Consider the following 26,949-nt stretch of genomic DNA (forward strand, 5'->3'; position numbering starts at 1 on the left):
GCCCTAATTTTCCGGGGGTTGGCGCTTTTCTTGTTTCCTAAGAAGCCATTTGAATTGTCTCCTTAGGCTTGCGCTGCAGTAGTTGCGTTCCTCCAACAATCAGTGTCGTTATAACCAGGACGGACAGCAATATGAGCAAGAGAGAGAGGGTTGCGCTTGACGAAGCTGGCCCGCCATTTACTAAGTTCATAATGCCGACAACTGCAAAGGTAGCAGGGAAATAATCGCTAATGAATTGGTAAAAGGTCGGTAGCAATTCGCGTGGAACCATAGCTCCAGATGTAATGAGCTGCATGGACAATAGCGCAATATTGATCCATCCGCCCGCATCACTGAAGATATAGAATGAGAGTTGAGCGACAAATAAGAACGTAATGACATATACAAGCTGGAACATCCACATGATAGCGAATCCCTGCTTGGAATGAACGCCCATTAGAGTAACCATGACGGTGCTAACGGTTGTAATCAATAAAGATGTTGCGATGTTCAGTAGTGATCGGGCCGCAAACAATGTCCAACGGTTATATAATTGTCTGATCAGTTTAGCGGCTTTATTGACTTCCATAACAAACAACATGCATCCCGTGAAGGAAGCGAGTACAAGCATCATAGGTACCATGGTATGTGAAAAATTGGCGATGGGATGAATATAGTTCAAATCAGCATCGATCCGTGAAGACATGGATTGTGAAAGTTGGAGCGCCTGGGAATTAGGAATATGTGCTTGCTCCAGAACAGATGTGATCCCGGATTGTACCGCCTGTTCGTTGAGGGAAGCTGAAATTTGATGAACTACTGTTTGCATGACACTTTTGACCATTGTTGGATTGGACTCGTTCATGGAGTACGTAATAACAGCTTTTTGGGAGGGGTTTTTTATGGACTGTGTAAAATTGTTCGGAATATGAACGACCATTTGTAGTTTGCGTTCATCCAGTTCAGACATCGCATGGTCAAGATTATTTTCTTGCTTCATTACAAATGGCAGCTTCGTCATCATGGTCTGCACGGCTGTTGTTCCAATCTCCTGATCATCATTCACGATCGCAATCGCAAATCGGTTCACATTGTTCGTAATATGATCGTAACCCGTGAGCCAAATCAAACTGAATAAAATTTGAAAAATAAGCGCTGTAATTGTCCCTATGATAACCAATGGAGATTTCAGTAAAGCCCTAAAAGCAGATTTGATAGATTTCATCAAACAACACTCCTCTTTTTTATTTATCAATCAATAAATGAGATTTCAAAAAAATGCAACCTCCGGTAAGAGGCAGCAATGTACAACCATATAGATGAAAACTATTTGTTAGACCATGGGGAAAGTTCAGGAGCTTCGAGCACTTCGGACATCGTGATAATGAGTCCTGAGCCGATAAACATGCTCGCTGCAAATTTGGCGTTGGGTATTCCCGCTTTTCGAAACGCTGAGCAACTGTCTGGTGAATGGAGGTGAAATGATCGCGTACAATCGCACGGATACCGGGTTCGGAAGTCGTAAATGCTTGCATCGTAACGAGCATCTCATCTCGGTGGGTTTTGACCAAGTCGCCAAAAGCACGGCCCATCACTTCTACAAGTTGTTCAGGTGGAGCTTCTACACGGACAAACGTTTCTTCAATTTTACCTTTGGCACGTTCTAGGACGGCAATAAATAGTTCTTCTTTTGATTTGAAGAAATGAAAGACATATGGCTGTGTCACACCTGCTTCTTTCGCTATATTGGCCGTCGTTGTCTTGTAATAACCATATTCGGCAAAGGAGGTGACGGCAGCATCAATGATTTGATCCTTGCGTGATGGCGATACATCTTTGGATGACATGTTGAATCAGCACCTTTATTATTTATTGATCAATAAATAAAGTAATCTCATTTATGAAATTTGTCAATTAATTTTCTAGTTACATTATTTCTCGGATTTTCGAAGGGGCGATAAATTGCTAGGGAATGTGATTAGAGTTAACGTAAATGGAACTGTTACAAAAAATAAGATTGAATAATTATTAATAATAATGTATATTTATAACTAACGAAATTCCATCTCACTCTAGCAGGGATTGATCTGAGAAATTCCTGGCCTAATGTCTCGTATTTCCAGGCGGATTATCTTGACACAGAAGTTGCAATCTGTCATAATTCACATAAATGAAATAGCACCTTTAATTCAGTCCCGTGAGACTGGCAAGGTAACGTGAAGGGGATAACTGGGCACACTATGTTTAGTGATTATGTCCGGGATCCTTATGACAGTCATAGTTATTTACTGTGACCAAGAGACTCCTTGCCTGATCAGGCAAGGAGTTTTTTTATGCGCCTTTCACGGAACCGGAATAAATCAATCCCGAGGAGGCATTTGAGATGGAAGTAGAAAACCATGTCATTATGGATGAAACAGCAATCAGACGGGCGCTGACAAGAATCGCACATGAGATTATCGAACGAAATAAAGGAATTGAGAATTGTGTATTAGCTGGGATCAAGACTCGAGGGGTATTCCTAGCAAAGCGTCTGGCTGAGCGGCTGGAGAATATTGAAGGCGCCTCGATCCCTTGGGTTGAGCTGGATGTGACCTCTTACCGGGACGATCGTTCCAGCGAAGAGAGAGGAACAGAGAAAGCGAGTTTCCCAGTTTCCATTCATAGCAAGGTTGTCATCCTGGTTGATGATGTTCTGTACACGGGACGTACGATACGAGCAGCAATGGACGCGATTATGGATTGCGGAAGACCTGAAGCAATTCAATTAGCAGTTCTAGCTGACCGTGGGCATCGTGAGCTCCCAATTCGTCCGGATTATATCGGTAAGAACGTGCCGACCTCGAGAGCCGAAGAGATTGAAGTGCTCTTGCAGGAGAACGATGGAAGCGACGAAGTCAGAATTTTGCAGCAACGGGGAGGACGCTAAGATGATAACGACCGTATCGGCTCTTAAGGAACATAGCTTACTCGGATTAAAAGATTTAAGCGCAGCTGAAATTAATTCGATCCTGGAACGGGCAGCGTTCTGGGACAGTCAGACAGATAAAGTGGTTCCAGTGCTAAAGGATAAATTCGTGGCTAACATGTTCTTTGAGAGTAGTACACGTACTCGCTTCTCTTTTGAAATGGCACAGAAAAGGCTGGGCGCGGAGGTTCTTAACTTCTCAGCGACCTCTTCTAGTGTGGAGAAGGGAGAAACTATCTACGATACGGTTCGAACGCTAGAATCTATGGGAATCGATGCAGGAGTCATTCGCCTCGAGCCTTCAGGTGTGTTGGAGGAACTTGCGGAACGGCTTTCTATTCCGCTGATCAATGCGGGGGATGGTAGAAATGAGCATCCTACACAGGCGTTACTTGACTTATATACAATGAAGCAGCATTTTGGTGATTTGAGAGGCCTTAAGGTATCGATTATCGGCGATATTGAGCATAGCCGGGTAGCGCGCTCTAATCTGTGGGCATTGCAGAAGTTCGGAGCAGAAGTGAAGTTCTGCGCGCCAGGTAACTATGCGAGCTCCGGAGTTGGCTGAATACGCTCCTTATGTTTCGATGGAAGAGGCGCTCTGCGCCGATGTTGTAATGATGCTGCGTGTACAGCTGGAGCGGCATACGGAAGGAATATTCAAATCTAAGGAAGATTACCACCAGCAGTACGGTTTAACCTTGGAAAGAGCGAACAATCTTGCTCCGCACACGATCATCATGCATCCTGCACCGGTTAACCGAAATGTGGAGATTGATGACGCGGTGGTCGAGCATGCGCAGTCAAGGATTTTCAAACAAATGGCGAACGGCGTACCCATTCGGATGGCCGTCATGGAACGGGCGATGAAGTAGGTTGCAGATTGCGACCGAACAATATCAATTTTCTACTAAATTAACTTCAGACATATTAACGACTATAAGGACGGTGTATCTTCCATGCAACTCATTATTCGTAATGCAAAGGTATTGAACGAGAACGGACAGCTGGAACTAAAAACAATCTATGTGCAGAACGGTGTAATCGATAAAGTGGAGGATGGCGCAGAAGCGGATATAAATCTCGATAAGGATGTCAAAGTCATTGAGGCTAATGGCAAGCTTGTGACACCAGGGTTCATCGATATGCATGTTCATCTGCGCGAACCGGGCTTTGAACATAAAGAGACGATCGAGACAGGTTCTCGATCTGCGGCAAAAGGCGGATTTACGACAATCGCTTGTATGCCGAATACAAGACCGGTTACGGATAATCCAGATACGGTAAAGCTTGTTCAAGAGAAAGCGAAAGAGGCCGGACTAGTGAATGTGCTGCCTTATGCGGCGATCACGAAGAGTGAGCTAGGCCGGGAGTTGACCGACTTCGCAGCTCTTAAGGAAGCCGGTGCGATCGGATTTACAGATGACGGAGTAGGTGTACAGAACGCTCAAATGATGAAGGACGCGATGAGCAAAGCCGCTTCCATGGGAATGCCGGTAATCGCGCACTGTGAAGATGACTCCTTGGTGGAAGGAGCACCGGTTGCCGAAGGTGAATTTGCCAGAAAGCATGGGTTCAAGGGAATACCAAATGAATCGGAAGCAATTCATGTCGGCCGTGATATTCTGCTCGCTGAAGCAACAGGAGTGCACTATCATGTATGCCATGTCAGTACAGAGCAGTCGATCCGCCTAATTCGCCAGGCAAAGGAGATCGGCATCAACGTGACCACGGAAATCTGTCCACATCATTTAGTTCTGTCCGAAGAGGACATCCCTGGTCTGGACGCTAATTGGAAGATGAATCCGCCACTAAGATCCAAGCGGGATGTTGAAGCATGCATTGCAGCACTTGAGGATGGCACGATCGATATCATCGTTACAGATCATGCTCCGCATAGTGAAGAGGAGAAGGCCAAGGGCATGCTCCAAGCACCATTTGGGATCGTCGGATTCGAGACAGCCTTCCCACTGCTATATACGAAGTTCGTTGTAACAGGTCGCTGGAGCCTTGAAATGCTAGTCAAACGGATGACATCTGACCCAGCTCGGGTATTCGGACTGTCGGTCGGAAAGCTTGCGCCTGGTGCTACTGCCGATTTGACCATCATCGATCTCGAGCAAGAACGCAGTGTTGATCCACAGACGTTCGCCTCGAAGGGACGCAACACACCATTTACTGGCTGGAAGTTGAAGGGTTGGCCGACAGATACGATTGTTGCCGGGAAGCTGGTCTGGAGCGAGACTTTGTAAAAGGAAGTTAATGAAGGATGATCTAGAGAATATAGAAGTGTATAAAAAGGAGTGCAAAGAGGATGCAGGCAAGATTGTTATTGGAAGACGGCACGCTGTTCACGGGCAAATCGTTCGGAGCGGAAGTGGAAAAAGCGGCGAAGTCGTTTTTAATACCGGGATTACGGGGTATCAAGAGGTATTGTCTGATCCTTCCTACTGTGGTCAGATCGTAACCATGACACACCCGCTGATTGGCAACTACGGAATTTCTCGCGATGATTTCGAATCAATCGCGCCTTCGATTCATGGCTTCATTGTGCGCAGGTATGAGCCAAGACCAAGTAACTGGAGAGCGGAATGCAGTCTGGGAGATCTACTTAAGGAGTATGGCATTCCTGGGATTACAGATATTGATACACGGATGTTGACTCGGATTATTCGTCATCATGGCACGATGAAGGGGATTCTCACAACCTCTTCGAAATCGGTCGAAGAACTGCAAGAGATGGTAGCGGCAGCTAGCATTGAGGAGCTTCGTAACCAAGTAGCGCGGACCTCAACACAGCATATCTACAGCAGCCCGGGCACGAAGGAGCGCATCGTCCTTGTTGATTTCGGTGCCAAGAGTGGTATCTTACGAGAGCTTAACCAACGGGATTGTGATGTCGTCATCGTGCCGCATGATACGACAGCCGAAGAAATTCGTCGCCTCAATCCAGATGGGATTCAATTGTCCAACGGCCCTGGTGACCCCAAAGATGTACCATATGCCGCTAAAATGATCTCTGAGCTCCTCGGTGAATATCCGATCTTCGGAATTTGCTTGGGACATCAGCTATTATCGCTGGCTTGTGGCGCCGATACAGAGAAATTGAAGTTCGGGCATCGCGGCGGCAATCATCCGGTTAAAGAGCTGGCAACGGGACGTTGTCATATCACTTCGCAGAATCACGGCTATACCGTTAACGAAGCCTCGATCGAGGGCACGGACCTGGAAATTACCCACATCAACAATAATGATAAGACGGTTGAAGGAGTTAGACATAAGAAATATCCAGCCTTCTCTGTTCAGTATCATCCTGAGGCATCTCCAGGGCCGCTTGATAACAGCTATCTGTTTGACCGCTTCATAGAAATGATCCGTGAGCATAAGAAACAACATCCGAGAAAACCGCGTCAGATTGAACTGATGGCTGCTACGAAAGGGGAATAATAACTATGCCGATTAATAAAGAGATGAAGAAGATTCTTGTCATCGGTTCCGGCCCGATTGTCATCGGGCAAGCCGCTGAGTTTGATTATGCCGGAACCCAGGCTTGCCAAGCATTGAGAGAAGAAGGCGTAGAAGTTGTCCTCATTAATAGCAACCCGGCCACGATTATGACAGATACGAATATGGCTGATAAAGTATATATTGAGCCGATTACACTTGATTTTGTAACGCAGATTATTCGCCAGGAACGTCCTGATGGATTACTGCCGACGCTTGGCGGACAAACCGGCCTGAATATGGCGGTAGATTAGCCCGCGCGGGTGTGCTAGAACGCGAGAATGTGAAGCTGCTAGGAACGCAGTTAACTTCAATTGAAAAAGCGGAAGATCGCGATTTGTTCCGCGAATTGATGCGTGAGCTGGAGCAGCCGGTACCGGAGAGCATCATTATTACGACGGTAGGAGAAGCGCTAGGCTTCGCAGACGAAATAGGTTATCCGGTGATTGTTCGTCCGGCTTATACGCTGGGCGGTACTGGCGGCGGGATCTGTATGAACGTAGAAGAATTGAAAGAAATCGTTGCCTCGGGTATCCGCTATAGTCCTATCGGGCAATGTCTGATTGAGAAATCGATCGCTGGAATGAAGGAAATCGAATATGAAGTTATGCGCGATGCTAATGACAACTGTATCGTTGTCTGTAATATGGAGAACTTCGACCCGGTTGGCGTTCACACCGGTGACAGTATCGTAGTAGCACCAAGTCAGACGCTGTCCGACCGTGAGTATCAAATGCTTCGCTCGGCTTCACTGAAGATTATCCGCGCATTGGAGATTGAGGGTGGCTGTAACGTACAGTTCGCACTTGATCCACAAAGCTATCAATACTATGTCATTGAAGTGAATCCACGGGTCAGCCGTTCATCGGCACTTGCCTCGAAAGCAACCGGCTATCCAATTGCCAAGATGGCAGCCAAGATCGCTCTTGGTTATACGCTTGATGAAATTGTCAATCCCGTGACAGGTCAGACTTATGCCTGCTTCGAGCCAACACTGGATTATATCGTTAGTAAAATTCCGCGCTGGCCTTTCGATAAATTTGTGCATGCCAATCGTAAACTTGGAACGCAAATGAAAGCGACTGGAGAAGTAATGGCGATCGGCCGGACGTTTGAGGAGTCAATCCAAAAAGCAGTTCGTTCCCTGGAGATTGGTACTCATCGCTTGTATCTGAAAGGATCGGATGAGTTAGATAAAGATACGTTGAACAAGCGCCTTGCCAAGGCTGATGACGAGCGGCTGTTCCTGGTTGCTGAAGCGTTCCGCCGCGGCTATGAGCTGCAGGAGATTCAGGACCTGACAAGTATCGATTGGTGGTTCCTCGATAAGATTGAGAGATTGGTACAGTTCGAGAGCCGGATCTCCGGTGAGACAGAATTAAGTAAAGCAACTCTATATGAAGCAAAAAGATTGGGTTTCACCGACCGCGCGATTGCTGAACTACGCTCAGCCGGACACCCCGGGGCCTCGCTTGTGACGGAAGCTAGCGTAACGGCTTTCCGTAAGGAGCAGGGTATCCGTCCAGTCTACAAGATGGTCGATACTTGTGCGGCAGAGTTCGAAGCTTCAACTCCATACTACTACTCAACCTATGAGACAGAGAACGAAGTCATCCACACGGATAAAGAGAAGATCATCGTGCTTGGTTCGGGGCCGATCCGAATTGGCCAAGGGATAGAGTTCGACTACTCCACAGTACACGCTGTATGGGCGATTCAGAATGCCGGCTATGAGGCGGTTATTATCAATAATAATCCGGAGACGGTATCGACAGACTTCAATACATCTGACCGCTTGTACTTCGAGCCACTCTTCTTCGAGGATGTTATGCATGTCATCGAGCAGGAGAATCCGATAGGAGTAATTGTTCAATTCGGTGGACAAACGGCGATTAATCTAGCAGCCCCGTTAGAAGCGGCTGGCGTGCGGATTATCGGCACTTCGTTAGAAAGCATTGATGAGGCGGAGGATCGCAAGCGGTTCGAAGCTCTCTTATCCAAACTGAACATTGCTCAGCCTAAGGGAAACACTGTGACTTCCGTGGATGAAGCGGTTGGAACTGCACGCTCACTCGGTTATCCGGTTCTAGTGCGTCCATCCTATGTACTGGGCGGACGGGCGATGGAGATTGTCTACTCTGATGAGGACCTGCTACGCTACATGGAGGAAGCGGTGAAGATCAATCCGCAGCATCCAGTACTGATTGACCGCTACATGCTCGGCAAAGAGGTAGAGGTCGATGCGATCTGTGACGGTGAGACCGTATTGATTCCAGGCATTATGGAGCATATCGAACGGGCAGGTGTTCACTCCGGTGACTCGATCGCGGTATATCCACCGCAGCATCTGTCTGCGGAGCTGAAGGAGAAGATCGTCGACATCACGATCAGGATTGCCAAAGAACTGAAGACGATTGGTCTGGTTAACATCCAGTTCGTCATCTTCCAGAACGAGGTATACGTGATCGAGGTTAACCCTCGCTCCTCCCGTACTGTACCGTTCCTTAGCAAAGTAACGAACATTCCGATGGCGAATGTAGCGACAAAATGTATTCTTGGTGAGAAGCTGAAGGACCTCGGTTATGAAGAAGGTATGTGGCCGGAAAGCGATCAGGTATCTGTGAAGGTGCCCGTGTTCTCCTTCGCCAAGCTGCGCCGCGTTGAGCCGACCCTAGGTCCAGAAATGAAGTCCACGGGTGAAGTTATGGGCCGTGATCCACGGTATGCCAAGGCCCTGTACAAAGGCTTGGTGGGAGCAGGAATGAAAATACCGGTAAGCGGAGCGATCATTGCTACGGTATCTGACAAAGATAAGGAAGAAGCGGTAGAATTGCTGCGCGGCTTCTATAACCTTGGTTATAAAATTATCGCAACCTCGGGCACAGCTTCGGCGCTGGAAGAGGCGGACATCCGCGTAACTACAGTGAATAAGCTGAAGGATGGGGAACCGAATATTCTCGATCTGATTCGCAACGGCCAAGCTCACTTCGTTATCAATACGCTGACGAAAGGTAAAGAGCCTGAGCGTGACGGATTCCGGATTCGCCGTGAAGCGGTGGAGAACGGCGTGGTGTGCATGACTTCGCTGGATACAGTTCGCGCACTACTGGAAATGTTAGAGACACTCAACTTCTCTTCACAGGCTATGCCACGGACTTAATTAATAGATAATAAACAATTGATATTCAATGCGGCTCCGGAGGCTTAAGCTTCGGGGCCGTGAGTATGACAGGAGGAAGGCAAGAAACATGAATATATTCGAACAAGCCGCAGGAAGATTAATGGTTGCTCTGGATTGCCCAACAGTGGAGCAAGCTAGACAACTCATCGACACACTGGAGGGGATCCCTTGTTATATGAAGGTAGGGATGCAGCTCTATTACAGCGAGGGACCGGACTTTGTCCGTGAATTGAAGGATCGCGGATATTCTGTTTTCCTTGATTTGAAAATGCATGATATCCCTAACACAGTCAAGAATGGTGCAATTAGCATCACTTCGCTCGGTGTAGATATGTTCAATGTTCATGCCGCTGGAGGATTGAAGATGATGAAGGCTGCCAAGGAAGGTGTACTGGAAGCGATGGCAGCATCTCCATCACTGAAGCAGCCGATTCTGATCGGAGTAACACAGCTCACGAGCACGGATCAGACCATGCTCAATGAAGAGCTCGGGATTCCGGGTACGGTTGAACAATCGGTTGTCTCTTATGCTCAGCTTACGAAGGAAGCAGGATTAGATGGAGTTGTTGCTTCGCCGCTAGAAGTGCAGGCGATTAAGAGTACTTGCGGTACAGACTTCAAGACAGTTACACCAGGAATTCGCCCAGCAGGAAGTGCTGCAGGTGACCAGTCACGTACATTAACTCCGCTGGAAGCAATACAACAGGGAACGGACTACATCGTTGTAGGCCAGCCGATTATATCTGCCCCAAGCCCAAGAGAGGCAGCGCTACAAATTATTGAGGAGATGAAACAAGCATGGTAAATACAAATTCTATGGCTAATCAAATTGCAGGTCGTCTGCTTGATATTGAGGCAGTTGCGCTCCGCCCTCGTGATCCTTTCACTTGGACTTCAGGGATCAAATCTCCAATCTATTGTGACAATCGCTTAACAATGTCTTATCCGGAAATCCGCGATCTGATCGCTGAATCCTTTGCAGCTGTAATCCGTGAGTCTTATCCAGAGGCCGAGGTTATTGCCGGGACAGCAACGGCGGGAATTCCCCATGCCGCATTCGTATCGCAGAAGCTGGGCTTACCGATGGCTTACATTCGCGACAAGGCCAAGGGCCATGGCAAGGAGAATCAAATCGAAGGTTTGATTAAGCCGGGACAGAAGGTCATCGTCATCGAGGATCTAATCTCAACAGGTGGCAGCTCGATCAAAGCTGCAGAAGCAGTTCGTGCCGTTGGCGCAGAGCCGCTAGTTGTGCTGGCCATTTTCAGCTATCAATTGGACAAGGCAGTCAATGCCTTCGCAGATGCAGGAATACCGCTGCAGACCCTGTCCAATTATTCTGCACTGATCGAGGTCGCTGTAGAACGCGGTGTCATCAAAACAGAGGATCTGGACTTGCTGAAATCCTGGAGACAAGACCCATCTTCTTTGGCAAATAATCTACGAAGAACATAGTTATAGAGTCATATCCAGCTTTCCATCCGAAATGGTTGCTTTGCCAACACATGAGGATCGAGGTACGGGTTATGACTCTTTTTTACGACAAATTAAGTTACCTATGCTATGGTATATTTATCAGAGATAAGGGTGATTAATTTTGTCAAATCGGAGACGAGCGTTGTTCATTAGCTCAATCGTACTAAATGCGGTATTTGTCATTATGATTGCATTTCTGTCTTATCGACTTACTCAGCTTGATCAGGACCCTGAGCTTTATAGTTTTGATTTGGCAACAGATGATTTCTATATCAGAAATATTGAGATGGTCGTATATCCGGATTCGATTTATGTTGGGGAACAATATTTGGATCGGAATGGGGACGAGAAAACCTTCGATGGCATCAGTTATGGCTTGAAACTTGGAGGTCATATGGTAGCATCAGTGAGTCAGGCGGATGATCCTTTCACCTTACCAGATGCGGCAGGTGGACGAATTATGATGCCGACCAACAATTTGATCAAGCGTGTTAAGATCGGCAATGTAGATAGCTTGGAAGTAACTATAGAATATACGGTGGATGGTAAGGCTAAGAATGTAAGCGAACAATTTTCGCTAAATGAAGTGAAGGAAGTTTCCAGGAATGGACAACGGCCCGTGATCCAATTATCAGATCAAGGGACTGTAATGACCTATCATTATTAGACAACGGAGGCAGCACAGCCTTCATAAAAAAACAGTGTGATATAGCGGTCTACCCGCGGATCACACTGTTTTTACTTTACCAACTAAGGTCATCTATTGCGCCATATATTTAGCCATATTGCGTAGGCTCGGCCATATGCCTGGGAAATCTCCGCCTATATGCCAATAGGCGAATCCGGCAATGCCCCGCTCAGAAGCCATTTTGTATTTCTGAGAGAGTGAACGGGTCTCCTCTAGCCATAGCTGATGGGTAACTCCATTAGCCTGATAACTAGCCTTATACTGACCCAAATCTTCTTTCCAATTTAGTCCGGCCCCGAACTTTTGAATTCGTGCATTCTGCTCAGATAACGAGACATCCTCGGATGAGACTGCCCCGGTCTTGTTGTTAACAGTCCAATCCTGGTTGTACAACGGCAGTGCCAGGATGACCTTGGAAGCAGGAACCTTCTTCAGCAAGGTATCAAGTCCGTGCTCCAACCAAGGAATGGAGGACACGGAGCCAGGGTTGGGAGATCCCGACCAATGCTCGTCGTAGCCCATCAGAACGATGTAATCGGCGCTTCTACCAAGGCTAGCATAATCAAAAGCTTCCGTCCAATCCGTATTCCAATCCGGAGAGACGTTGACGGACAGCTGGCACCAACTGTATGCAATTGTGCCGCTAGCTCGGCCGTAAAAGCGGTCATTGCTTCGCGGTCCTTCGGGGCTACATTTTCGAAATCGAGATTAAGGCCCTGTAAGCCGTACTTCACGACTGCCGCTTTAAGCTGGGCAATGAAACTTGTCGCTTCTTGCTTCGAGCTCAGCATGGCATGCGTGTTTTCTTGCGAAGAACGGTTGCCGACCATCGCCCATATCTTTTTGTTATTCTGCTTGGCCCAGCTGATCAAAGAGGTGTCAACATAATTGGCCATCGAACCGTCTTGATTAAGGAAGAACCAGCGCGGTGATAGAACATTGATATTGGATTTGCTAATCGAGCGTTCATATTCTTCCGTAGTTTGTCCGTATTGCCAGCCGATTTGAATGGAATCTGGCACTTTCGGATTGATTTTTTGCTGCCATTTTTCATTCTGTAGCACTCTGTACAGTAGCATAGCTGCTTCCTGTCTGGTTAGGGCTTGATTAGGATGGAATGCGCCATCGCTTCCTTCCATGAGGCCTAGGCCAGCTGCAGCGGCGACATAGGGCCGTGCCCATTCGGCAATAGAGGCCCGATCATTGAAACCGCTAAGCCCATAAGTTCCAGTCTGTTCTTTCAAGGCGCGGATAAGCAGGGCTGCCGCTTCCTGTCTGGTGATAGATTGTGCTGGAGAGAACGTGCCATTTCCGTTCCCGGTAACGAGACCAAGCTCACTAGCAGCCTGAATGGTCTCATAATACCAAGCTTGCTTCTTCACATCGGTATACGTAGGGACAGCCGGCGTGACTGGCTCCATATGTAGCAGACGAACAAGTGTGGTGGCAAATTCTGCGCGGGTCATTGCTTGTCGCGGTGAGAAGAGTTGATTGCTTGTGCCATTCATTATATTTTTCTCGTGCAGATAGATAATTGCATCCTTAGCGTAGCTCTGTCCGATATCTTGGAATGGGAGCTCGCTGTTCTTCGCAAAGGTAAGAGGTTCTATCATGAACAGACAAGCAAGCAGGAGAAGAGTGATTCTAGTGATCTTCATGTTGTGGGTCCTCTTTTCCGGTATATAGTAGAGGTGCATTAATAGAAACCCCTGCTATACTATCAGAAAAGAAGTGATCTATCAGTATTAAAATTTTGGAAATAAAGGTAGCAATTATATAATCTCATTTTCGTAAAAATTGTTGTAACTTTTTGCCATGTATTTTCGTTTATAATGCATAGCGTATGGGATATGTGGGCCAAGCGGCGTAATGCTCTAGTTATCCACTAACGTTAATCACAAAAATAGATCAATATAGGAGACCGATACAAGATGATGCGATGGCTTCGCAAACCAGTAAAATCCTCTGAACCCAGCGATGAAGATGTCGTAGACGCTGTGGTATCGGATCATACGGAAGAGCAACCCTCTCACGAGTCTCAGGTAGTTGAACATGACATTCCTGCAGATGGTGATGAGTTGGAAGAAGATGTAAATGCGGTTGCTGAATCCGGGCAGGAGCAAGCTGCAGAAGAACCGCCTTCTCCTGAACAAGAACAGGTGGAAGAGCCAAAGGGGCCGATTCTGACTGTTAAGGACGTTCACCGCTCTTTTCCTGTAGGAGGGGGTGAGCTTCATGTGCTCAAAGGGATCAATATGGAGGTTCGCAGTGGTCAGCTCGTTATGCTTAAAGGACGATCTGGTTCAGGTAAAACAACGCTGCTCAATATGTTAGGTGGTCTGGATCAGCCTTCTACGGGCGAAATTTACTTCCAGGATCATCCTTTGCATTCGTTGGGCGACAATCAGCGCACGAAGCTGCGCCGAGACCAAATTGGCTTTATTTTTCAGGCCTATGCCTTGCTTCCGCTTCTATCAGCTTGGGAGAATGTCGAATTATCACTGCGGATGGCGAATGTACCTTCCAGCGAGTGGAAATCGCGCGTGACTCATTGTCTGGAGTTAGTAGGACTCGGTAAACGGATGTTCCATAGACCGTTTGAAATGTCTGGCGGGGAGCAACAACGTGTGGCGATCGCCAAGGCGATAGCACACCGTCCTAAGCTGTTACTGGCCGATGAACCGACAGCGAACCTGGATACACAGATGGGTGCTCAGGTCATGGCCGTGTTCAAAAATATAATACATACAGAAGAAGTGACAATATGCATGACAACACACGACCCAACAATTTTGGAGGTAGCAGACCATGTCTATGAAATGGTGGATGGAAGATTCATTAACTAGAAGAAAGGGGAGGGTAATGAGATCACTGGGGCTCTTGTCCATTTGCACGGCGCTTCTTCTATCAACAGGTTGCTCATTGCTTCCTAATGAAGATGAGGAAGAAGTGCTTCCGGTCATTACCCCGCCGACGATCTCGAAGAAACCGGAATATGCGGTTCGTTCGGAGACAATTGAGCAGTCTGTAAGCGCAGTAGGCAAAATCATGAGTCAACGTGAGGAGCCACTGTATTTTACAGAAGATGGACTTCATATTAAAAATGTTCTGGTTAAGGCCGGGGATAAAGTCAAAAAGGGTGATGCCCTGGTCGAGCTTGATGTTAAAGATCTGGAGAAGGATCTGCGTAAGAAGCGCCTTGATTTCCGTCAGCAGGAATTAACAATGAAGGAAACGCTGCGGACGAAGGATGAAATGGATGAGGTTGAGTTCGAAAAGGCCTCCATTGTATTTGAAGAACAACGTCAGGAACTGACTGACCTGGAGCAGAAAATTGCTGATGGGACATTAACAGCTCCTTTCTCAGGTACGATCGTCTCGATTAACGCTCAGAAGGGCGGAGTTATCAAAGCCTATGATTCTCTAGGTACTATTTCTGATACCTCTTCCCTTGTTGTTGCGGCTTCCTTCGGCAAAGAGGAGCTTCAGAAGCTAGCCGTTGGCATGAAAGCTGAAGTGGATATTAACGCGATAGGTGTTGTGACTGGAAAAATTAAGGCTATGCCGGCTCCTGTGGATTCGTCGAATAACGGGAACAACGGAAACAATGGCAATAACGGCACTCCTGAAAAGGATTCGATTGACAAGTATCTAATCGTCGAATTGGATAAATGGCCGAAGGATCTGGAAAGAGGGCGTCAGTTAAGCGTCAAAGTCGTGACTAACCGTAAGGAAAAAGCGATATTAATTCCGATATCTGCTCTGCGTACCATCGGATCGCGTACCTATGTTCAGGTCGTTGAAGCGGATGGATCTAAGCGTGAAGTCGATGTAGAAGTAGGCATGCAGACATCTACGGATATTGAAATCCTTAAAGGCCTCACACCTGGACAGAAAGTAGTGGGTCGTTAATGGGAGTGCCGATGTTACGTTTGCTATTCCGTAAAATGTGGAACACGAAATGGTTAACGCTGAGCACCTTAGTCGGTTTGATCGTGGCGGTCTCTTTTACGGTTAGTATACCGATGTATTCTGACGGAGCGCTTAAGCGCGTTGTTTCTAATACTCTGAAAGAGCAAAGCGAGGGGCTCCCAGCCGGCTCTCTGATTATGAGTTACCAGGCAGCTGGAGGGGCGAAGACAGACTTGGCCGGGCTTGAAGCCGTTAATAAGTATATCGCTGAGGATATCCCGGGAGAGATTAATTTTCCGTTCCAGGCTTATGTTAATGCCCGTTCGCTAAGAAGTGCGGAGGTTTATCCGCAGGACCCGACCAAGGTCGATGCGAGCCGTACGCGGACAATGTCGATCAATTCAATGAGTGGTCTTCAAGATCATATCTCGGTGACGGGGAACAATATTACCTCGGATAAATATGATGGAAATGTTCTAGAAGCGCTGATGATGGAAGAAGCGATGTATCGACAAGATCTTCATGTTGGTGATGTGATAGAATACCCTGTCGCTGGTGGATCGGGTGTCGTTCTGAAGGTTAAGATCGTCGGTTCATTCCAGCCGATAGATGAGACGGATCCTTATTGGTATCAAGGTTTCGAAGGCATGATGAACAGTTTCTTCGTAAATGAGAAGGTATTTAATGATGCTCTTCTTAAGCAATTATCGATTCCGATTCATGGGTCTAGCTGGTATTATGCGTTTGATCTACGTGAGATCAAGACGAGTCAATTAGCTCCTTTATCGAGCACGCTTGATCGATTGAATGTTGAACTGTATCAGAAGTTGAAGGATACAAAGGTGGATCTCTCTTTTGGAGAACTGTTGAATGATTTCCGCAAGCAGAGTCTGCAAATGCAGACATTGCTCTTCACGCTTGCAGCCCCGATGATTGCAATGGTGTTCTACTATATTGTCATGAATGCTAGACAATCATTGGATAAGCAGCAGAGTGACATTGCTGTGCTGCGCAGCCGGGGAGCTTCTACCAAACAGATTATTTTCATTTATTTGCTGGAAGGGATTATTTTAGGTGCAGCTGCCATGGTATTTGGACCTTTGCTCGGCTGGTTTATGTCGAAGAGCATCGGTTCCGCTGATGGCTTCCTGACCTTTGTCAATCGCAAATCGATCCCTGTTGGCTTCAATATGGATGCGCTTCTTCTCGGCGCTTTAGCCGTTGTCATTGCGATTCTGGCTACAGTGCTTCCGGCCGTCTCTTATGCACGTGCCTCCATCGTGAATGCGAAGCGTAAGCAGGCCCGGAACGATCGTATGCCAACCTGGCAACGTTGGTGCTTGGACATTGTACTGATGGGAGTTGCTGGATACGGCTATTATCTGTTCTATGAACGCCAGATGTTAACGTTCCAGACGGGGATGACAACGGATGAGCTACAGGTACAACCGTTCTTGTTCTTTGTTCCAGCATTGGCTATTTTCTCGATCGGGTTATTCTTCCTACGGATTTTCCCGTGGATTCTCAAGCTGATCGGTTGGATCGGCAAGAAGTGGCTACCGGTTCCTTATTATTTGAGTCTTACCCAGTTATCCCGTTCAGCTTCGTCCTATTACCCGCTGATGATTCTGTTGGTTCTAACATTGGGGTTAGGGGTATATAATGCTTCTGCCGCCCGTACGATTGATCTGAACTCAACCGAGCGTACGCTGTATAAATATGGGGCGGACGTTGTTATGCAGACCGTGTGGGAAGAGACTCCTGAAACGCCAACTAAGCCACCAACAGGCTCTGGTCAAGGCCAGGGAGGCTCCGGTGGTGGAGGCAACCCTGGTGGAGGTAATCCAGGAGGAGGCAATCCTGGAACTGGTGGTCCGGGTGGAGGAACTGGAAATGGTCAAGGTAATAAACCGACCAAGATGAACTATGTTGAACCACCATTTGAAGTATTTCGCAAGTTGGAAGGTGTGGAGCATGCGGCACGGGTGCTACAGACCAAGGGCAATCTTATCATCTCCGGACGTTCGGCAGGTCAGGGGAACATTATGGGGATTGATAACGTTGATTTCTATCAAGTTGCCTGGTTCCGTGATGACCTGTTCCCGACGGCTCCTCATCAATATTTGAATTTACTGGGGATGAATGAGAGTGCTGCGCTTGTACCGTCTAATCTGGCCGAGAAGTATCAGCTCAAGGCCGGCGACATTATTACGGTATCTTTAGGAGAGCAATCTGTAGATTTCATTGTGTACGGGATTCTACCATACTGGCCTAGCATGTATCCGGACGAAGCTCCGTTCATCATTGCCAATCTGGATTATATTTATGATCAGGCTAAGATTCTTCCTTATGAAGTGTGGCTAAAGATGAAGCCGGAAGCCAAGGTTGCACCGATTGTCACGAAGCTGGCCAGCGAGAATATCGATCTGTATTCAGTCAAGGATGTACGCAGTGAGCTGGCGACGCAGAAGAAGCATCCTACTCGCGGCGGAGTATTCGGGATCTTGAGTATGGGCTTCCTCGTCTCGGTGGTCGTATCATTGATCGGATACGTGATGTACTGGTTCTTCAATTTGTCGAGCCGCGTTGTGCAGTTTGGTATTTTGCGGGCGATGGGCTTATCGCGCAGGCAGCTGACGCTGATGCTGCTGGCGGAGCAGCTGCTGACTGCAGGGCTATCGATTGTGCTTGGTATTGTCATTGGTAAAGTAGCAGGCAAATTGTATCTGCCGTTCCTACAAACAGCGGACAATGTAACCTCACAGGTTCCTCCGTTTAGAATCATTTTCAACTCTTCGGATACGATGCAATTATACGTCGTCGTTCTAGTTATGCTACTGCTCGGTGCCGGACTTTTGCTATGGCAGATCCGTCGCTTACGTGTACATCAGGCTGTCAAGATGGGAGAGGAGCGGTAATATGAGCGAAATGATCTATTGCGAAGGACTCGTTAAAATTTTTAAATCAGAAGATATTGAAGTTGTAGCTCTACAGGGCTTGAACTTGACTGTCAATCAAGGCGAAATGATGGCGATCATCGGAAATAGCGGGAGCGGCAAATCTACTCTACTGAATATTTTGGGCGGTCTTGACCGCCCTTCTGCTGGACAGGTGAATGTGGGCGGCTGGGATTTGCTGAAGATTCGTGATGACCAGTTGGTAGAATACAAGCGGAATACCGTCGGCTTCGTATGGCAGAACAATGGACGCAACCTGCTTCCATACCTGTCCGCTTTGGAGAATGTTGAGATGCCGATGTTGTTAAGCGGCAAGCTGGATCGGGCCTATGCGAAGCAATTGCTTGAATGGGTTGGCCTGAAAGATCGCATGCATAGCAAGTTGCATCAGCTCTCTGGTGGGGAGCAGCAACGCGTGGCCATCGCCATCTCGCTATCGAATCGTCCCAAGCTGCTATTAGCGGATGAGCCGACAGGCTCGGTCGATACGGCAACCTCTGATCAGATCATGGGCATATTCCGCAATGTGAATCGTGAGCTTGGAATTACGATTGTTATCGTAACACATGATTTGACACTGGCTGGTAAAGTTGACCGCGTTGTCGCGATTCGAGATGGATTGACGAGTACGGAGTTCCTGAAGCGTAATCCGAATTTGGATCTGGCAACGATGGAGAATGGTGGTTTCCATCAGGGCGGACTCCAGGAAGTACACGAAGCCTTTGTCGTCGTCGACCGGGTTGGGAGATTGCAGGTACCTAAGGAATATCTAGAAGCTGTGGGTATCCAAGGGCGAGCGAGTATGGAGTTTGATGGTGATAAGATCGTGATTACGGCACCGAAATCATTAGAGGAGGAGAACGCATGAATTTAAAGAACGGAAAAATGCGTAAAATGATGACCGTGTCTCTTGCGGCCACAATGGCGCTTGGGCTGCTCGCTGGTTGTACAGGGGGAAAGCACAGGACAGTAAACAGGAAAAGGTGCTTCGCATCGGTGTTCTGTATGGAAGTACCGACGATTCTTATTTTCGTCAGCAATACACAGACATATATGAATATGACAGAAAAAATGTGAAAATTGAAATTGTTCCTGCCATCGATTATGGGGATTGGCGCTATAACGACGGAACGGAGCCATACCAGCAGCCAGATAACATGGAGAGTATAAAGAAGCTGATGACCGGAAGTAATCCGGTCGATGTAGTTGTAGCGGATTCGGGTACCTTGAAGCAATTGATTCAGGAAAATATGCTGAAGCAGCTTGATCCATTGGTTCAAGAAGATAAATTTGATACGAGCGATTTTGTCCCTGCGGTTATTGATGGTATTAAGGATTTAGGAGATGGAAGCTTATATGCCTTGACCCCTACATTCTCTTCATCAGCCTTGTTCTATAATAAGAAGCTGTTCACTGATGCGGGCGTTGAGCCTCCTAGCAATAAAATGAGCTGGGACGATATATTCAACCTTGCACGCAGGGTCGCAAAGGGCACAGGTAAGGATCGTACCTATGGATTTTCCTTTAACCGCTATAAGGGAAATGATCCGTTCTGGGATATGCAGTACACTTATATGGCGCCATTGCAGCTCCGAACGTATGATGAGAAAGCCGAGACGATGACTGTCAATTCGCCGCAATGGACAAAATCTTGGGAAACGATCAGCAAGCTCGTTAAGGAAGAAATTATGCCGAATAACAGTAATGTCGACTATAACGAACCATGGACTGCGCTCTCGAGCGATCTGTTCTTATCTGGCAAAGTAGCCATGATCATTGGTGAGAGTAATTATATTAACGACATTGCCGATGCAAATAAGAATGCGGCCAAAATCAAAAATTATACGCCAATCGATTGGGACGTTGTTACTGTTCCGGTTCATCCGGAGAAGCCGGATATCGGAAGTAGTATATATCTGAATAATACGTTTGCCATTAACAGTAATGCGGCTAACCCGGATTCTGCTTGGGATTATATTAAATTTATTGCCGGTGAAGATTGGGCTAAGCTGAAGTCGCGTAGCAATACGTATGAGATGGTAGCTCGTAAATCGTATATCCAGCCGAAGCAAGGTCTGTCTTATAATATCAGTGCTTTCTATGATCTAAAACCAGTTCCACCTACAAATCCGAAGGATGATAAAATGAAGCAAGAAAAGCCAGGATTATATTCGGTGGATAATATAGGGCGCAATTCCTTCCAGGAGGTATTGGATAATAAAAAGTCTGTAGCAGATGCTCTAAAGGAATGGTCGGATAAAGGAGATAAAATGCTGCAGGAGATCAAGCTTAATCCTAAAACGCAGTTCCAGGACGATGGAACGCCTTATGTACCTGAAGAGAGTGGAACGAGCGCTTCTTCCGTTGATGTAAAAGGATAGGTAGTTCAAAGTTTCTCGGTGCTGAAAACCGTTCTTTTTGAACAATTAAATAGCTCTATAAGTAAAAAAAAGTCACTGGAAATTTTTTCGGTGGCTTTTTTTTTGCAATTCTGGGCAATCTATATATCGACGAACCATTACTGGCAAGGAGGAGATCGCTATGATGAACTGGGTATACTTCAATAAATTGTATCGTACTAAATTTCAAGCAGGCTGCCTGGCGAAGAGATTAGAACAGGATGGTTGGATTTACGGCTTTGACCGTATGAATGAAATTGAAATCTTCCGCTCAAGACGCGGGAAATATGGGGTTAGATTCATTCCTTAAATGACGAGTTAAAAAGGTTTAAAGTAACACTTGACATACTAAGGCATCTTAATGTATAGTATTACTTGTCGCTATTTATTGTCGCGGGGTGGAGCAGTTCGGTAGCTCGTCGGGCTCATAACCCGAAGGTCGTAGGTTCAAATCCTGCCCCGCAATTCTATTTTTAGTAACTTGTCGCAAGGGCCCTTAGCTCAGTTGGTTAGAGCGGTCGGCTCATAACCGATTGGTCGGGGGTTCGAGTCCCTCAGGGCCCATACTTGCGAGAAACCCTTGCCATGCAAGGGTTTTTTGCTGTTTATATTTATTTGATAGATTTGATAATTGTAGACAAACTTCTCATAAATAGACTAATTAATAGGGAAGATGTCCAATCTTTTCGCAGAAAATAGAATAGGATGGTGTGTACTCTAAATGCAAGGAGGTATGCACACATGGGTGAAGTACTTGGTGGTGGATTATGGGGTTCAACTGGGGCCATTTTGGTTCTCTTCATATTGCTTGTAATCATTTCAATGGCTTTTATTTTTTAATGGATTTCTATAACGTAGATTATAGTTCAATTCCCTCAGTTCATATGTGTATCGGTTTTATCATGCGCTAATCGAGGAATGGGGAGAACGGAGATTCTCTTCCTGGTCTTAAATGAATGAAATCCAGGTTTCCATTCGGAGACCTGGATTACTTACATGATAGGAATAAAAGTAGCTATTTTATAGGGGAATTGCGTATTTAGGGTAGCTATGATATTAGAATTTGCGGAATGAAGGTGTGATTAACGGCCCTTTTTGCCTCTCAGTTCAGGTCCGCCGCAATATACGTCTTTGACAGAGTAAGTGTATTGATGGCATGGCATGGGTACACAATGATGTCGTCTGATGATTTCAACTGGGTGAATTACGTTAACAACTTGTGGATGATAATAATCTTGATATACTGCAGTTGGTGGATCAAATACGGTTTGTTCTGGACATTTGTTATGGCAATCTGACATTTTTCTTCAGCTCCTTTGTTATAGGTTCACCTCATTATACGCATGTAACTACTGAATGACTGTATGTTTGTCTATCTGTACCATTGAAGGAGTCCATAATAATCCGTAAGCCTAGAGGAGGAGTTTCTCATGAAGGTAATAACGATCAGGCAGCCTTGGGCGACCTTAGTAGCTCTGGGGGAGAAGCAATTCGAGACACGTAGCTGGAGAACGGATTACAGGGGTGAACTGGCGATTCATGCAGGAAAAGCGGTAGATAAGACTATCTGTTTACTGGAGCCGTATCGCTCCATTCTTCAGCAGCATGGATATGCCATCGATCAATTGCCAACAGGGGCGATCATCGCGGTAGGTAGGCTGGAACGATGCCTCAGTGTAGAAGTGAACTGGGGAACTTTTGCAATCCTTAGCGAAGACGATTATCGAGTGGAGGGAACGGAATATGTCTTTGGGGATTATACGGAGGGGCGCTATGTCTGGAAATTGGACAAGATGAGGTCCTTGGAGAGACCGCTGTCCGCAACGGGGAGACTTGGGTTGTGGAACCTTCCAGATGATCTGCTATTGGATACTAATGAGATACAGCATACCTAGTCGAGATAGTAGTTCAACCAGGTATGCCATAAGAACAAAGTTATATCTCCTCATTCTTCTCATAAGCGATTAGGGTAACTTCATGTCCAGTAATCTGGGTTAACCGATCTTCGGCCTCTTTAATAATTGTGATTGCTTTGGTGGTATCATCGAGTGAAGCTATTTTGTAATGATCATCCGAATTATTCATCATGGTATCCTCCAATGTCTATGTCTATAAGATAAGGTTGATTGGTTCAAAGTTTGCCCATGAATGAAATTGTTTATGATAAAACTTGATTATTTCGGAACTACCGTGCTATAATAACAAACGCAGGATTTTTCTTCTACATAGAAAAGCTGCTTATAGACGCATTGTATATAGGATTTGCCAATCCTGCGTCGATAGTAAGCCGGGATGGCGGAATCGGCAGACGCACAGGACTTAAAATCCTGGGTGGGTGACCACCGTGCGGGTTCAAGTCCCGCTCTCGGCATTCGTGCTTACAAGGTTCAAGGAAGATCGCATGGCTCTCATGACTGATAAGGGACTTACGATCTTCCCCAATCCTTGGAAAGTTGGACGAAGCTTCAAAAAAAACATTGCAATACTCGAATTAATATGTTACTATATAAGAGTTGGTGATGTTGTTAATAATTTGGATCGTTAGCTCAGTTGGTAGAGCACGTGACTCTTAATCATGTGGTCCAGGGTTCGAGTCCCTGACGATCCATCCTTCAGAAACGGCAGAGATGCCGTTTCTTTGTTGTTAATAAGAGGTGTACAGGTAATCAGGATTGATTACCTGTACACCTCTTATTTTTGTTCATTAAAATACATACATCTTGGCCCTAATCCTGAAATGATTATCTGTTATAATGTATTAGTCAAACATGGGGGTGTACATATGAACTGGTTTCATAATGACTGGGATGAAGTACTGAATGATGAAATACAGCAACCGAATTTTCAGAATCTTATCGATTGGTTGGCTCAGGAATACGATAACTATACGATATATCCGCCGAAGCAGATGTTATTCCAGGCGCTCAAGCTGACAAGCTTCGCTGACACGAAGGTAGTTATATTAGGACAGGACCCATATCATGGTGCGGGACAAGCGCATGGATTAAGCTTCTCGGTTCAACCGGGAGTTCAGATTCCGCCATCCCTGCGCAATATTTATAAGGAGATGACTAGCGACCTTGGTGTAGCCTCTCCACAGGGTGGTACTTTGACGCCTTGGGCCGAGCAGGGGGTGCTGCTGCTAAACAATGTGCTAACCGTTCGTGAGGGAGCGGCTGGCTCGCACCAACGCAAAGGTTGGGAAGCATTCACGGATGCGATTGTGGCGAAGTTAAACGAGCGTGAGCGTCCGGTCGTGTTTGTGTTGTGGGGAATCACGCGCAGAAAAAGGGAGCGATGATAGATCAAAGCAAGCACAAGGTAATCGCTTCTGTACATCCTAGTCCGCTTGCAGCAAGTAGAGGCTTTTTTGGGAGTAGACCCTTCTCCCAAATCAATCATCATTTGCAATCAATCGGCGATCAGCCGATCGAGTGGACAAAAGATATGATCTAATTTTGGCATTACCGGAGAATGTCTCGTTTATAGGACAAAGGTATTATTTTCTGGGCCGGGGTAATGAAATTATTCCTGCATGTCGATATAGTACCTATAGGCCTGGATATGGATTCCGGCAGACTTGACAACCAAAGGAGAGAAATGAATGACTGGAAACAGGAAACTGACAGGATGGCTCCTTACAGTGGCGCTGCTCCTGGCTGTCGTATTTCCTACTGGCGCCTTTGCGGCCACGGGAGATGTAACATCGGTTGAAATTGAAGGATCTGGTACAGTCCTTGAACTGACAGTAGGGAAAACGAAACAATTGAGATTGAATGCAAAAAAAGAAGGCATCTCTGGAACAACGGATGTGACAAAATTGTCAGGAGTAGAATGGTCCTCCGACAACGATGAGATCATTAAAGTAAGCGATGGTGGTGTTCTAACTGCGTTGAAAAGTGGTACTGCAACTATTACAGCAGAGTATAATGGTTCCCAGTCTACGATCGAAGTAAAGGCAGTAGACACATATACGAAGTTAACACTGAATGATCCACAAGACGGTAAATACAAACTGGGAGACAGTGAGAACTTGACGGTGAAAGCAAAGGCCGTCGTTGATGGAAGCGGGAGAAGAAGGACGTTACTGCTGATGCGGATTGGTCCACTTCGAACTCCATGGTGCTGACGATTGAGAAAGGGAAAATTACTCTGGTCGGCGCAGGGGACGCAACGATTACAGCCAAATACAAAGGGCTGACGGCTTCATTTAAAGCGACGGTAACTTCACCGTATTCCGAATTGAACATACTTCGTGGTGGAGCAAGCTTAACGGATCAAGATTTGGAGATGGTGGTCGGCGACGAAGATGTAGTACTGACGGCAGAATCAACGTTGACCAGCGATAAATCAACCTTAGACGTTACTGCGAAGGCAGAATGGACATCTTCAGACAGCAGTGTTGCAACGATTGAGGAGGGTAAGCTAAAGGTCAAGGCAGTTGGTAAAACGACAATTACTGCCGAATATCTAGGAGTCAAGGCTAAAGTTGATGTATATGTACGCGCTCCATTCGAAGTCATTATGCTGGATCCTTCTGAAGACCAATTGATGTTTATTGGCGAGAAGCTGGAACTGAAAGCAGAAATGAGAGATCGCGCTAATTCATCTGAACAAGTAACTGCGGATGCAGATTGGTCTTCATCGAATCCATTGTATGCTACAGTATCTAAGGGCTTGGTCAGCGGGATGACTGCTGGGTCATCAACAATCAAGGTAAGTCATCTTGGAGTCAACAAGAGTATTAATGTGACTGTAGCCCCGACAATTACGGATCTGTCTGTAGAGAAGACAGAGCTGGAGATGTATAAGAATGATAAGCTAAGTCTTCCTAAAGTAACGGCAACTAAGCTGGACGATGTTAAGATCGATTTCAGCAGCAATATGAAGTGGACTTCCGATAATGAAGATATCGCCAAGATTGAAGATGGCAAAATTGTATCCAAGGATGCGGGTAAAGTTACGCTCACAGCGAAGCTCCCTGATTCAGAAGTAAGTTCACCGCTGAGCATTCGTGGAAAGATCATAAGTGTTGAACTTACTGTGAAGGAAAAAGTACTTACCTTTATCATTCCTGACGACAGAATGAGCCTTGTGATTGGTGAGGAGAATCCGCTTCCTTCAGTTACGGCTGTATTTGAAGATGGCGGAGAAGCTGACGTATCCAATGATATTGAATGGACGGTTACTGGTGCGAATGCAGTAGTGAAAACGACAAGCTCTGGTAAAGTAATTAAAGGCTTGAACAAAGGATCAGCAACTTTAAAAGGCACTTATTCCAATAAAATGATTAGCATGCCTGTGACGATTGAGCCGAAAATTACGAAAATTGTCGTTGAACCGAAAAGCATTGAACTGAACATTAAGAAGACAAAGGCTATCAAGGTTACTGGTTACTATGTTGACGGTAAGACTGTCAATCTTTCCAGTAAGATGGGCTGGAAATCTTCCAATGATGAGGTGGCCACCATTCCTTCAAACTCGGTCAAAGCTGTAGGAGAAGGAACGGCGACGTTAACTGGTTCTTATCAAGGGCAATCCGCAAGTGTAATAGTTAAAGTTGTTCCAAAACTGACTAAGCTTACGGTTGATGAGAAGAGTCTGGCATTAAAACCAGGTGACGTAAAAACGGTAAAGCTTACCGCAGAATATGATACCGGTGCTACTGCTTCCGTTAACGATAGCGCAGTGTGGACGACTTCTAAAGCAACTGTAGCTAAAGTAACGAACGGAAAAATTGAAGTGGTTGGCAAAGGAACAGCAACCATTAAAGCGAAGCTTGATACAAAGACGGTGTCGATTCGCGTCACAGTAAAATAAGATAAGTAATAAATGAAGAGTCACTTCCGTTCATACGGAGGTGGCTCTTTGCATTGTACTATTTG

Annotated in this window: 22 protein-coding genes, 4 tRNA genes and 4 pseudogenes; 24 read left to right on the top strand and 6 right to left on the bottom strand. The window is 46.3% G+C overall.

Translation table 11 applies throughout. The features are described 5' to 3' along the window. Positions 1 to 37: 37 nt before the first annotated feature. Positions 38 to 1,204: a YhgE/Pip domain-containing protein gene (locus RE628_RS08900; protein WP_309158402.1), complete on the bottom strand. Its 1,167-nt coding sequence runs from the start codon at positions 1,202 to 1,204 to the stop codon at positions 38 to 40. Positions 1,205 to 1,223: 19 nt separating this feature from the next. Then, positions 1,224 to 1,826, bottom strand: a complete 603-nt coding sequence (locus RE628_RS08905) for a TetR/AcrR family transcriptional regulator (RefSeq protein WP_309158403.1) — start codon at positions 1,824 to 1,826, stop codon at positions 1,224 to 1,226. A gap of 536 nt (positions 1,827 to 2,362) precedes the next feature. Between RE628_RS08905 and pyrR the strand changes: the two genes are divergently transcribed. From pyrR to RE628_RS08945, 8 genes and pseudogenes are all read left to right on the top strand, one after another. Further along, entirely contained in the window at positions 2,363 to 2,908 is a 546-nt protein-coding gene (gene pyrR, locus RE628_RS08910) for a bifunctional pyr operon transcriptional regulator/uracil phosphoribosyltransferase PyrR (protein ID WP_309158404.1), read from the top strand. A gap of 1 nt (position 2,909) precedes the next feature. Beyond that, positions 2,910 to 3,822, top strand: a pseudogene (locus RE628_RS08915) (aspartate carbamoyltransferase catalytic subunit). 84 nt (positions 3,823 to 3,906) lie between these two features. Next, complete coding sequence (locus RE628_RS08920) at positions 3,907 to 5,199, top strand: dihydroorotase (protein WP_309158405.1); 1,293 nt, start codon at positions 3,907 to 3,909, stop codon at positions 5,197 to 5,199. Between the two features lie 62 nt (positions 5,200 to 5,261). Next, a pseudogene (carA, locus tag RE628_RS08925) lies at positions 5,262 to 6,394 on the top strand (glutamine-hydrolyzing carbamoyl-phosphate synthase small subunit). A 5-nt stretch (positions 6,395 to 6,399) separates the two neighbouring features. Next, positions 6,400 to 9,611: pseudogene (carB, locus tag RE628_RS08930) on the top strand (carbamoyl-phosphate synthase large subunit). 88 nt (positions 9,612 to 9,699) lie between these two features. Continuing rightward, on the top strand, positions 9,700 to 10,437 hold the full coding sequence (gene pyrF, locus RE628_RS08935) for an orotidine-5'-phosphate decarboxylase (protein WP_309158406.1): 738 nt from the start codon (positions 9,700 to 9,702) through the stop codon (positions 10,435 to 10,437). Beyond that, the gene (gene pyrE, locus RE628_RS08940; protein WP_309158407.1) at positions 10,431 to 11,087 is read left to right on the top strand and encodes an orotate phosphoribosyltransferase; all 657 of its coding nucleotides are present in this window, start codon (positions 10,431 to 10,433) and stop codon (positions 11,085 to 11,087) included. Before pyrF ends, pyrE begins: the two co-directional genes overlap by 7 nt. Before the next feature lie 142 nt (positions 11,088 to 11,229). After that, a complete protein-coding gene (locus tag RE628_RS08945; RefSeq protein WP_309158408.1) occupies positions 11,230 to 11,775 on the top strand; it encodes a hypothetical protein in 546 nt (181 codons plus the stop codon). Positions 11,776 to 11,868: 93 nt separating this feature from the next. On the opposite strand, the gene RE628_RS29565 is transcribed toward RE628_RS08945, so the two are convergent. Then, positions 11,869 to 12,432 (bottom strand): glycosyl hydrolase family 18 protein, encoded by a 564-nt coding sequence (locus RE628_RS29565; protein WP_375143103.1) that lies wholly within the window; start codon positions 12,430 to 12,432, stop codon positions 11,869 to 11,871. After that, on the bottom strand, positions 12,318 to 13,454 hold the full coding sequence (locus RE628_RS08950) for an S-layer homology domain-containing protein (RefSeq protein ID WP_375143060.1): 1,137 nt from the start codon (positions 13,452 to 13,454) through the stop codon (positions 12,318 to 12,320). Before RE628_RS08950 ends, RE628_RS29565 begins: the two co-directional genes overlap by 115 nt. Before the next feature lie 273 nt (positions 13,455 to 13,727). On the opposite strand from RE628_RS08950, the gene RE628_RS08955 reads away from it, so the two are divergent. From RE628_RS08955 to RE628_RS09000, 10 genes are all read left to right on the top strand, one after another. Beyond that, positions 13,728 to 14,642 (top strand): ABC transporter ATP-binding protein, encoded by a 915-nt coding sequence (locus RE628_RS08955; protein WP_309158409.1) that lies wholly within the window; start codon positions 13,728 to 13,730, stop codon positions 14,640 to 14,642. Beyond that, the gene (locus RE628_RS08960; RefSeq protein ID WP_309158410.1) at positions 14,605 to 15,708 is read left to right on the top strand and encodes a permuted SH3 domain-containing protein; all 1,104 of its coding nucleotides are present in this window, start codon (positions 14,605 to 14,607) and stop codon (positions 15,706 to 15,708) included. Before RE628_RS08955 ends, RE628_RS08960 begins: the two co-directional genes overlap by 38 nt. After that, entirely contained in the window at positions 15,708 to 18,626 is a 2,919-nt protein-coding gene (locus RE628_RS08965; protein WP_309158411.1) for an ABC transporter permease, read from the top strand. The genes RE628_RS08960 and RE628_RS08965 overlap by 1 nt, the downstream gene beginning before the upstream one ends. Before the next feature lie 10 nt (positions 18,627 to 18,636). Then, the gene (locus RE628_RS08970) at positions 18,637 to 19,533 is read left to right on the top strand and encodes an ABC transporter ATP-binding protein (protein WP_309159416.1); all 897 of its coding nucleotides are present in this window, start codon (positions 18,637 to 18,639) and stop codon (positions 19,531 to 19,533) included. Beyond that, on the top strand, positions 19,530 to 19,742 hold the full coding sequence (locus RE628_RS08975; RefSeq protein ID WP_309158412.1) for a hypothetical protein: 213 nt from the start codon (positions 19,530 to 19,532) through the stop codon (positions 19,740 to 19,742). Before RE628_RS08970 ends, RE628_RS08975 begins: the two co-directional genes overlap by 4 nt. Then, the gene (locus RE628_RS08980; RefSeq protein ID WP_309158413.1) at positions 19,739 to 21,046 is read left to right on the top strand and encodes an ABC transporter substrate-binding protein; all 1,308 of its coding nucleotides are present in this window, start codon (positions 19,739 to 19,741) and stop codon (positions 21,044 to 21,046) included. Before RE628_RS08975 ends, RE628_RS08980 begins: the two co-directional genes overlap by 4 nt. A 160-nt stretch (positions 21,047 to 21,206) precedes the next feature. Next, positions 21,207 to 21,374 (top strand): hypothetical protein, encoded by a 168-nt coding sequence (locus RE628_RS08985; protein ID WP_309159614.1) that lies wholly within the window; start codon positions 21,207 to 21,209, stop codon positions 21,372 to 21,374. An 82-nt stretch (positions 21,375 to 21,456) separates the two neighbouring features. After that, positions 21,457 to 21,529, top strand: a tRNA-Met gene (locus RE628_RS08990). Between the two features lie 25 nt (positions 21,530 to 21,554). After that, positions 21,555 to 21,628 (top strand) — tRNA-Ile (locus RE628_RS08995). Positions 21,629 to 21,805: 177 nt separating this feature from the next. Then, entirely contained in the window at positions 21,806 to 21,904 is a 99-nt protein-coding gene (locus RE628_RS09000; protein WP_309158414.1) for a YjcZ family sporulation protein, read from the top strand. Between the two features lie 242 nt (positions 21,905 to 22,146). Here the strand turns inward: RE628_RS09000 and RE628_RS09005 are convergent, their stop codons facing one another. Continuing rightward, positions 22,147 to 22,365 (bottom strand): hypothetical protein, encoded by a 219-nt coding sequence (locus RE628_RS09005; protein ID WP_309158415.1) that lies wholly within the window; start codon positions 22,363 to 22,365, stop codon positions 22,147 to 22,149. A gap of 129 nt (positions 22,366 to 22,494) precedes the next feature. On the opposite strand from RE628_RS09005, the gene RE628_RS09010 reads away from it, so the two are divergent. Then, entirely contained in the window at positions 22,495 to 22,959 is a 465-nt protein-coding gene (locus RE628_RS09010; protein WP_309158416.1) for an ASCH domain-containing protein, read from the top strand. A gap of 40 nt (positions 22,960 to 22,999) precedes the next feature. Here the strand turns inward: RE628_RS09010 and RE628_RS09015 are convergent, their stop codons facing one another. Beyond that, entirely contained in the window at positions 23,000 to 23,152 is a 153-nt protein-coding gene (locus RE628_RS09015; protein ID WP_309158417.1) for a hypothetical protein, read from the bottom strand. Positions 23,153 to 23,350: 198 nt separating this feature from the next. Here RE628_RS09015 and RE628_RS09020 point away from each other — a divergent pair. The 5 genes and pseudogenes from RE628_RS09020 (at position 23,351) to RE628_RS09040 (ending at position 26,884) form a co-directional block, all read left to right on the top strand. Next, a tRNA-Leu gene (locus RE628_RS09020) sits at positions 23,351 to 23,435 on the top strand. 164 nt (positions 23,436 to 23,599) lie between these two features. Then, positions 23,600 to 23,672 (top strand) — tRNA-Lys (locus RE628_RS09025). Between the two features lie 174 nt (positions 23,673 to 23,846). Next, positions 23,847 to 24,520, top strand: a pseudogene (locus RE628_RS09030) (uracil-DNA glycosylase). Between the two features lie 148 nt (positions 24,521 to 24,668). Further along, positions 24,669 to 25,193 carry an Ig-like domain-containing protein gene (locus RE628_RS09035; RefSeq protein WP_309158418.1) on the top strand — a complete coding sequence of 175 codons (525 nt, stop codon included), beginning with the start codon at positions 24,669 to 24,671 and terminating at the stop codon, positions 25,191 to 25,193. Beyond that, a complete protein-coding gene (locus tag RE628_RS09040) occupies positions 25,184 to 26,884 on the top strand; it encodes an Ig-like domain-containing protein (RefSeq protein WP_309158419.1) in 1,701 nt (566 codons plus the stop codon). Before RE628_RS09035 ends, RE628_RS09040 begins: the two co-directional genes overlap by 10 nt. Positions 26,885 to 26,949 lie beyond the last annotated feature (65 nt).

It is taken from the genome of Paenibacillus sp. D2_2 (assembly GCF_031199965.1).
Lineage (GTDB): Bacteria > Bacillota > Bacilli > Paenibacillales > Paenibacillaceae > Fontibacillus.

Excerpts from the sequence above, each read along its gene's own strand:
- RE628_RS08900 (WP_309158402.1), bottom strand. The coding sequence starts at position 1,204 with ATGAAATCTATCAAATCTGCTTTTAGGGCTTTACTGAAATCTCCATTG.
- RE628_RS08905 (WP_309158403.1), bottom strand. The coding sequence starts at position 1,826 with ATGTCATCCAAAGATGTATCGCCATCACGCAAGGATCAAATCATTGAT.
- pyrR (WP_309158404.1), top strand. The coding sequence starts at position 2,363 with ATGGAAGTAGAAAACCATGTCATTATGGATGAAACAGCAATCAGACGG.
- RE628_RS08920 (WP_309158405.1), top strand. The coding sequence starts at position 3,907 with ATGCAACTCATTATTCGTAATGCAAAGGTATTGAACGAGAACGGACAG.
- pyrF (WP_309158406.1), top strand. The coding sequence starts at position 9,700 with ATGAATATATTCGAACAAGCCGCAGGAAGATTAATGGTTGCTCTGGAT.
- pyrE (WP_309158407.1), top strand. The coding sequence starts at position 10,431 with ATGGTAAATACAAATTCTATGGCTAATCAAATTGCAGGTCGTCTGCTT.
- RE628_RS08950 (WP_375143060.1), bottom strand. The coding sequence starts at position 13,454 with ATGAAGATCACTAGAATCACTCTTCTCCTGCTTGCTTGTCTGTTCATG.
- RE628_RS08955 (WP_309158409.1), top strand. The coding sequence starts at position 13,728 with ATGATGCGATGGCTTCGCAAACCAGTAAAATCCTCTGAACCCAGCGAT.
- RE628_RS08960 (WP_309158410.1), top strand. The coding sequence starts at position 14,605 with ATGTCTATGAAATGGTGGATGGAAGATTCATTAACTAGAAGAAAGGGG.
- RE628_RS08965 (WP_309158411.1), top strand. The coding sequence starts at position 15,708 with ATGGGAGTGCCGATGTTACGTTTGCTATTCCGTAAAATGTGGAACACG.
- RE628_RS08970 (WP_309159416.1), top strand. The coding sequence starts at position 18,637 with ATGATCTATTGCGAAGGACTCGTTAAAATTTTTAAATCAGAAGATATT.
- RE628_RS08975 (WP_309158412.1), top strand. The coding sequence starts at position 19,530 with ATGAATTTAAAGAACGGAAAAATGCGTAAAATGATGACCGTGTCTCTT.
- RE628_RS08985 (WP_309159614.1), top strand. The coding sequence starts at position 21,207 with ATGATGAACTGGGTATACTTCAATAAATTGTATCGTACTAAATTTCAA.
- RE628_RS09000 (WP_309158414.1), top strand. The coding sequence starts at position 21,806 with ATGGGTGAAGTACTTGGTGGTGGATTATGGGGTTCAACTGGGGCCATT.
- RE628_RS09005 (WP_309158415.1), bottom strand. The coding sequence starts at position 22,365 with ATGTCAGATTGCCATAACAAATGTCCAGAACAAACCGTATTTGATCCA.
- RE628_RS09010 (WP_309158416.1), top strand. The coding sequence starts at position 22,495 with ATGAAGGTAATAACGATCAGGCAGCCTTGGGCGACCTTAGTAGCTCTG.
- RE628_RS09015 (WP_309158417.1), bottom strand. The coding sequence starts at position 23,152 with ATGATGAATAATTCGGATGATCATTACAAAATAGCTTCACTCGATGAT.
- RE628_RS09035 (WP_309158418.1), top strand. The coding sequence starts at position 24,669 with ATGACTGGAAACAGGAAACTGACAGGATGGCTCCTTACAGTGGCGCTG.
- RE628_RS09040 (WP_309158419.1), top strand. The coding sequence starts at position 25,184 with ATGGTGCTGACGATTGAGAAAGGGAAAATTACTCTGGTCGGCGCAGGG.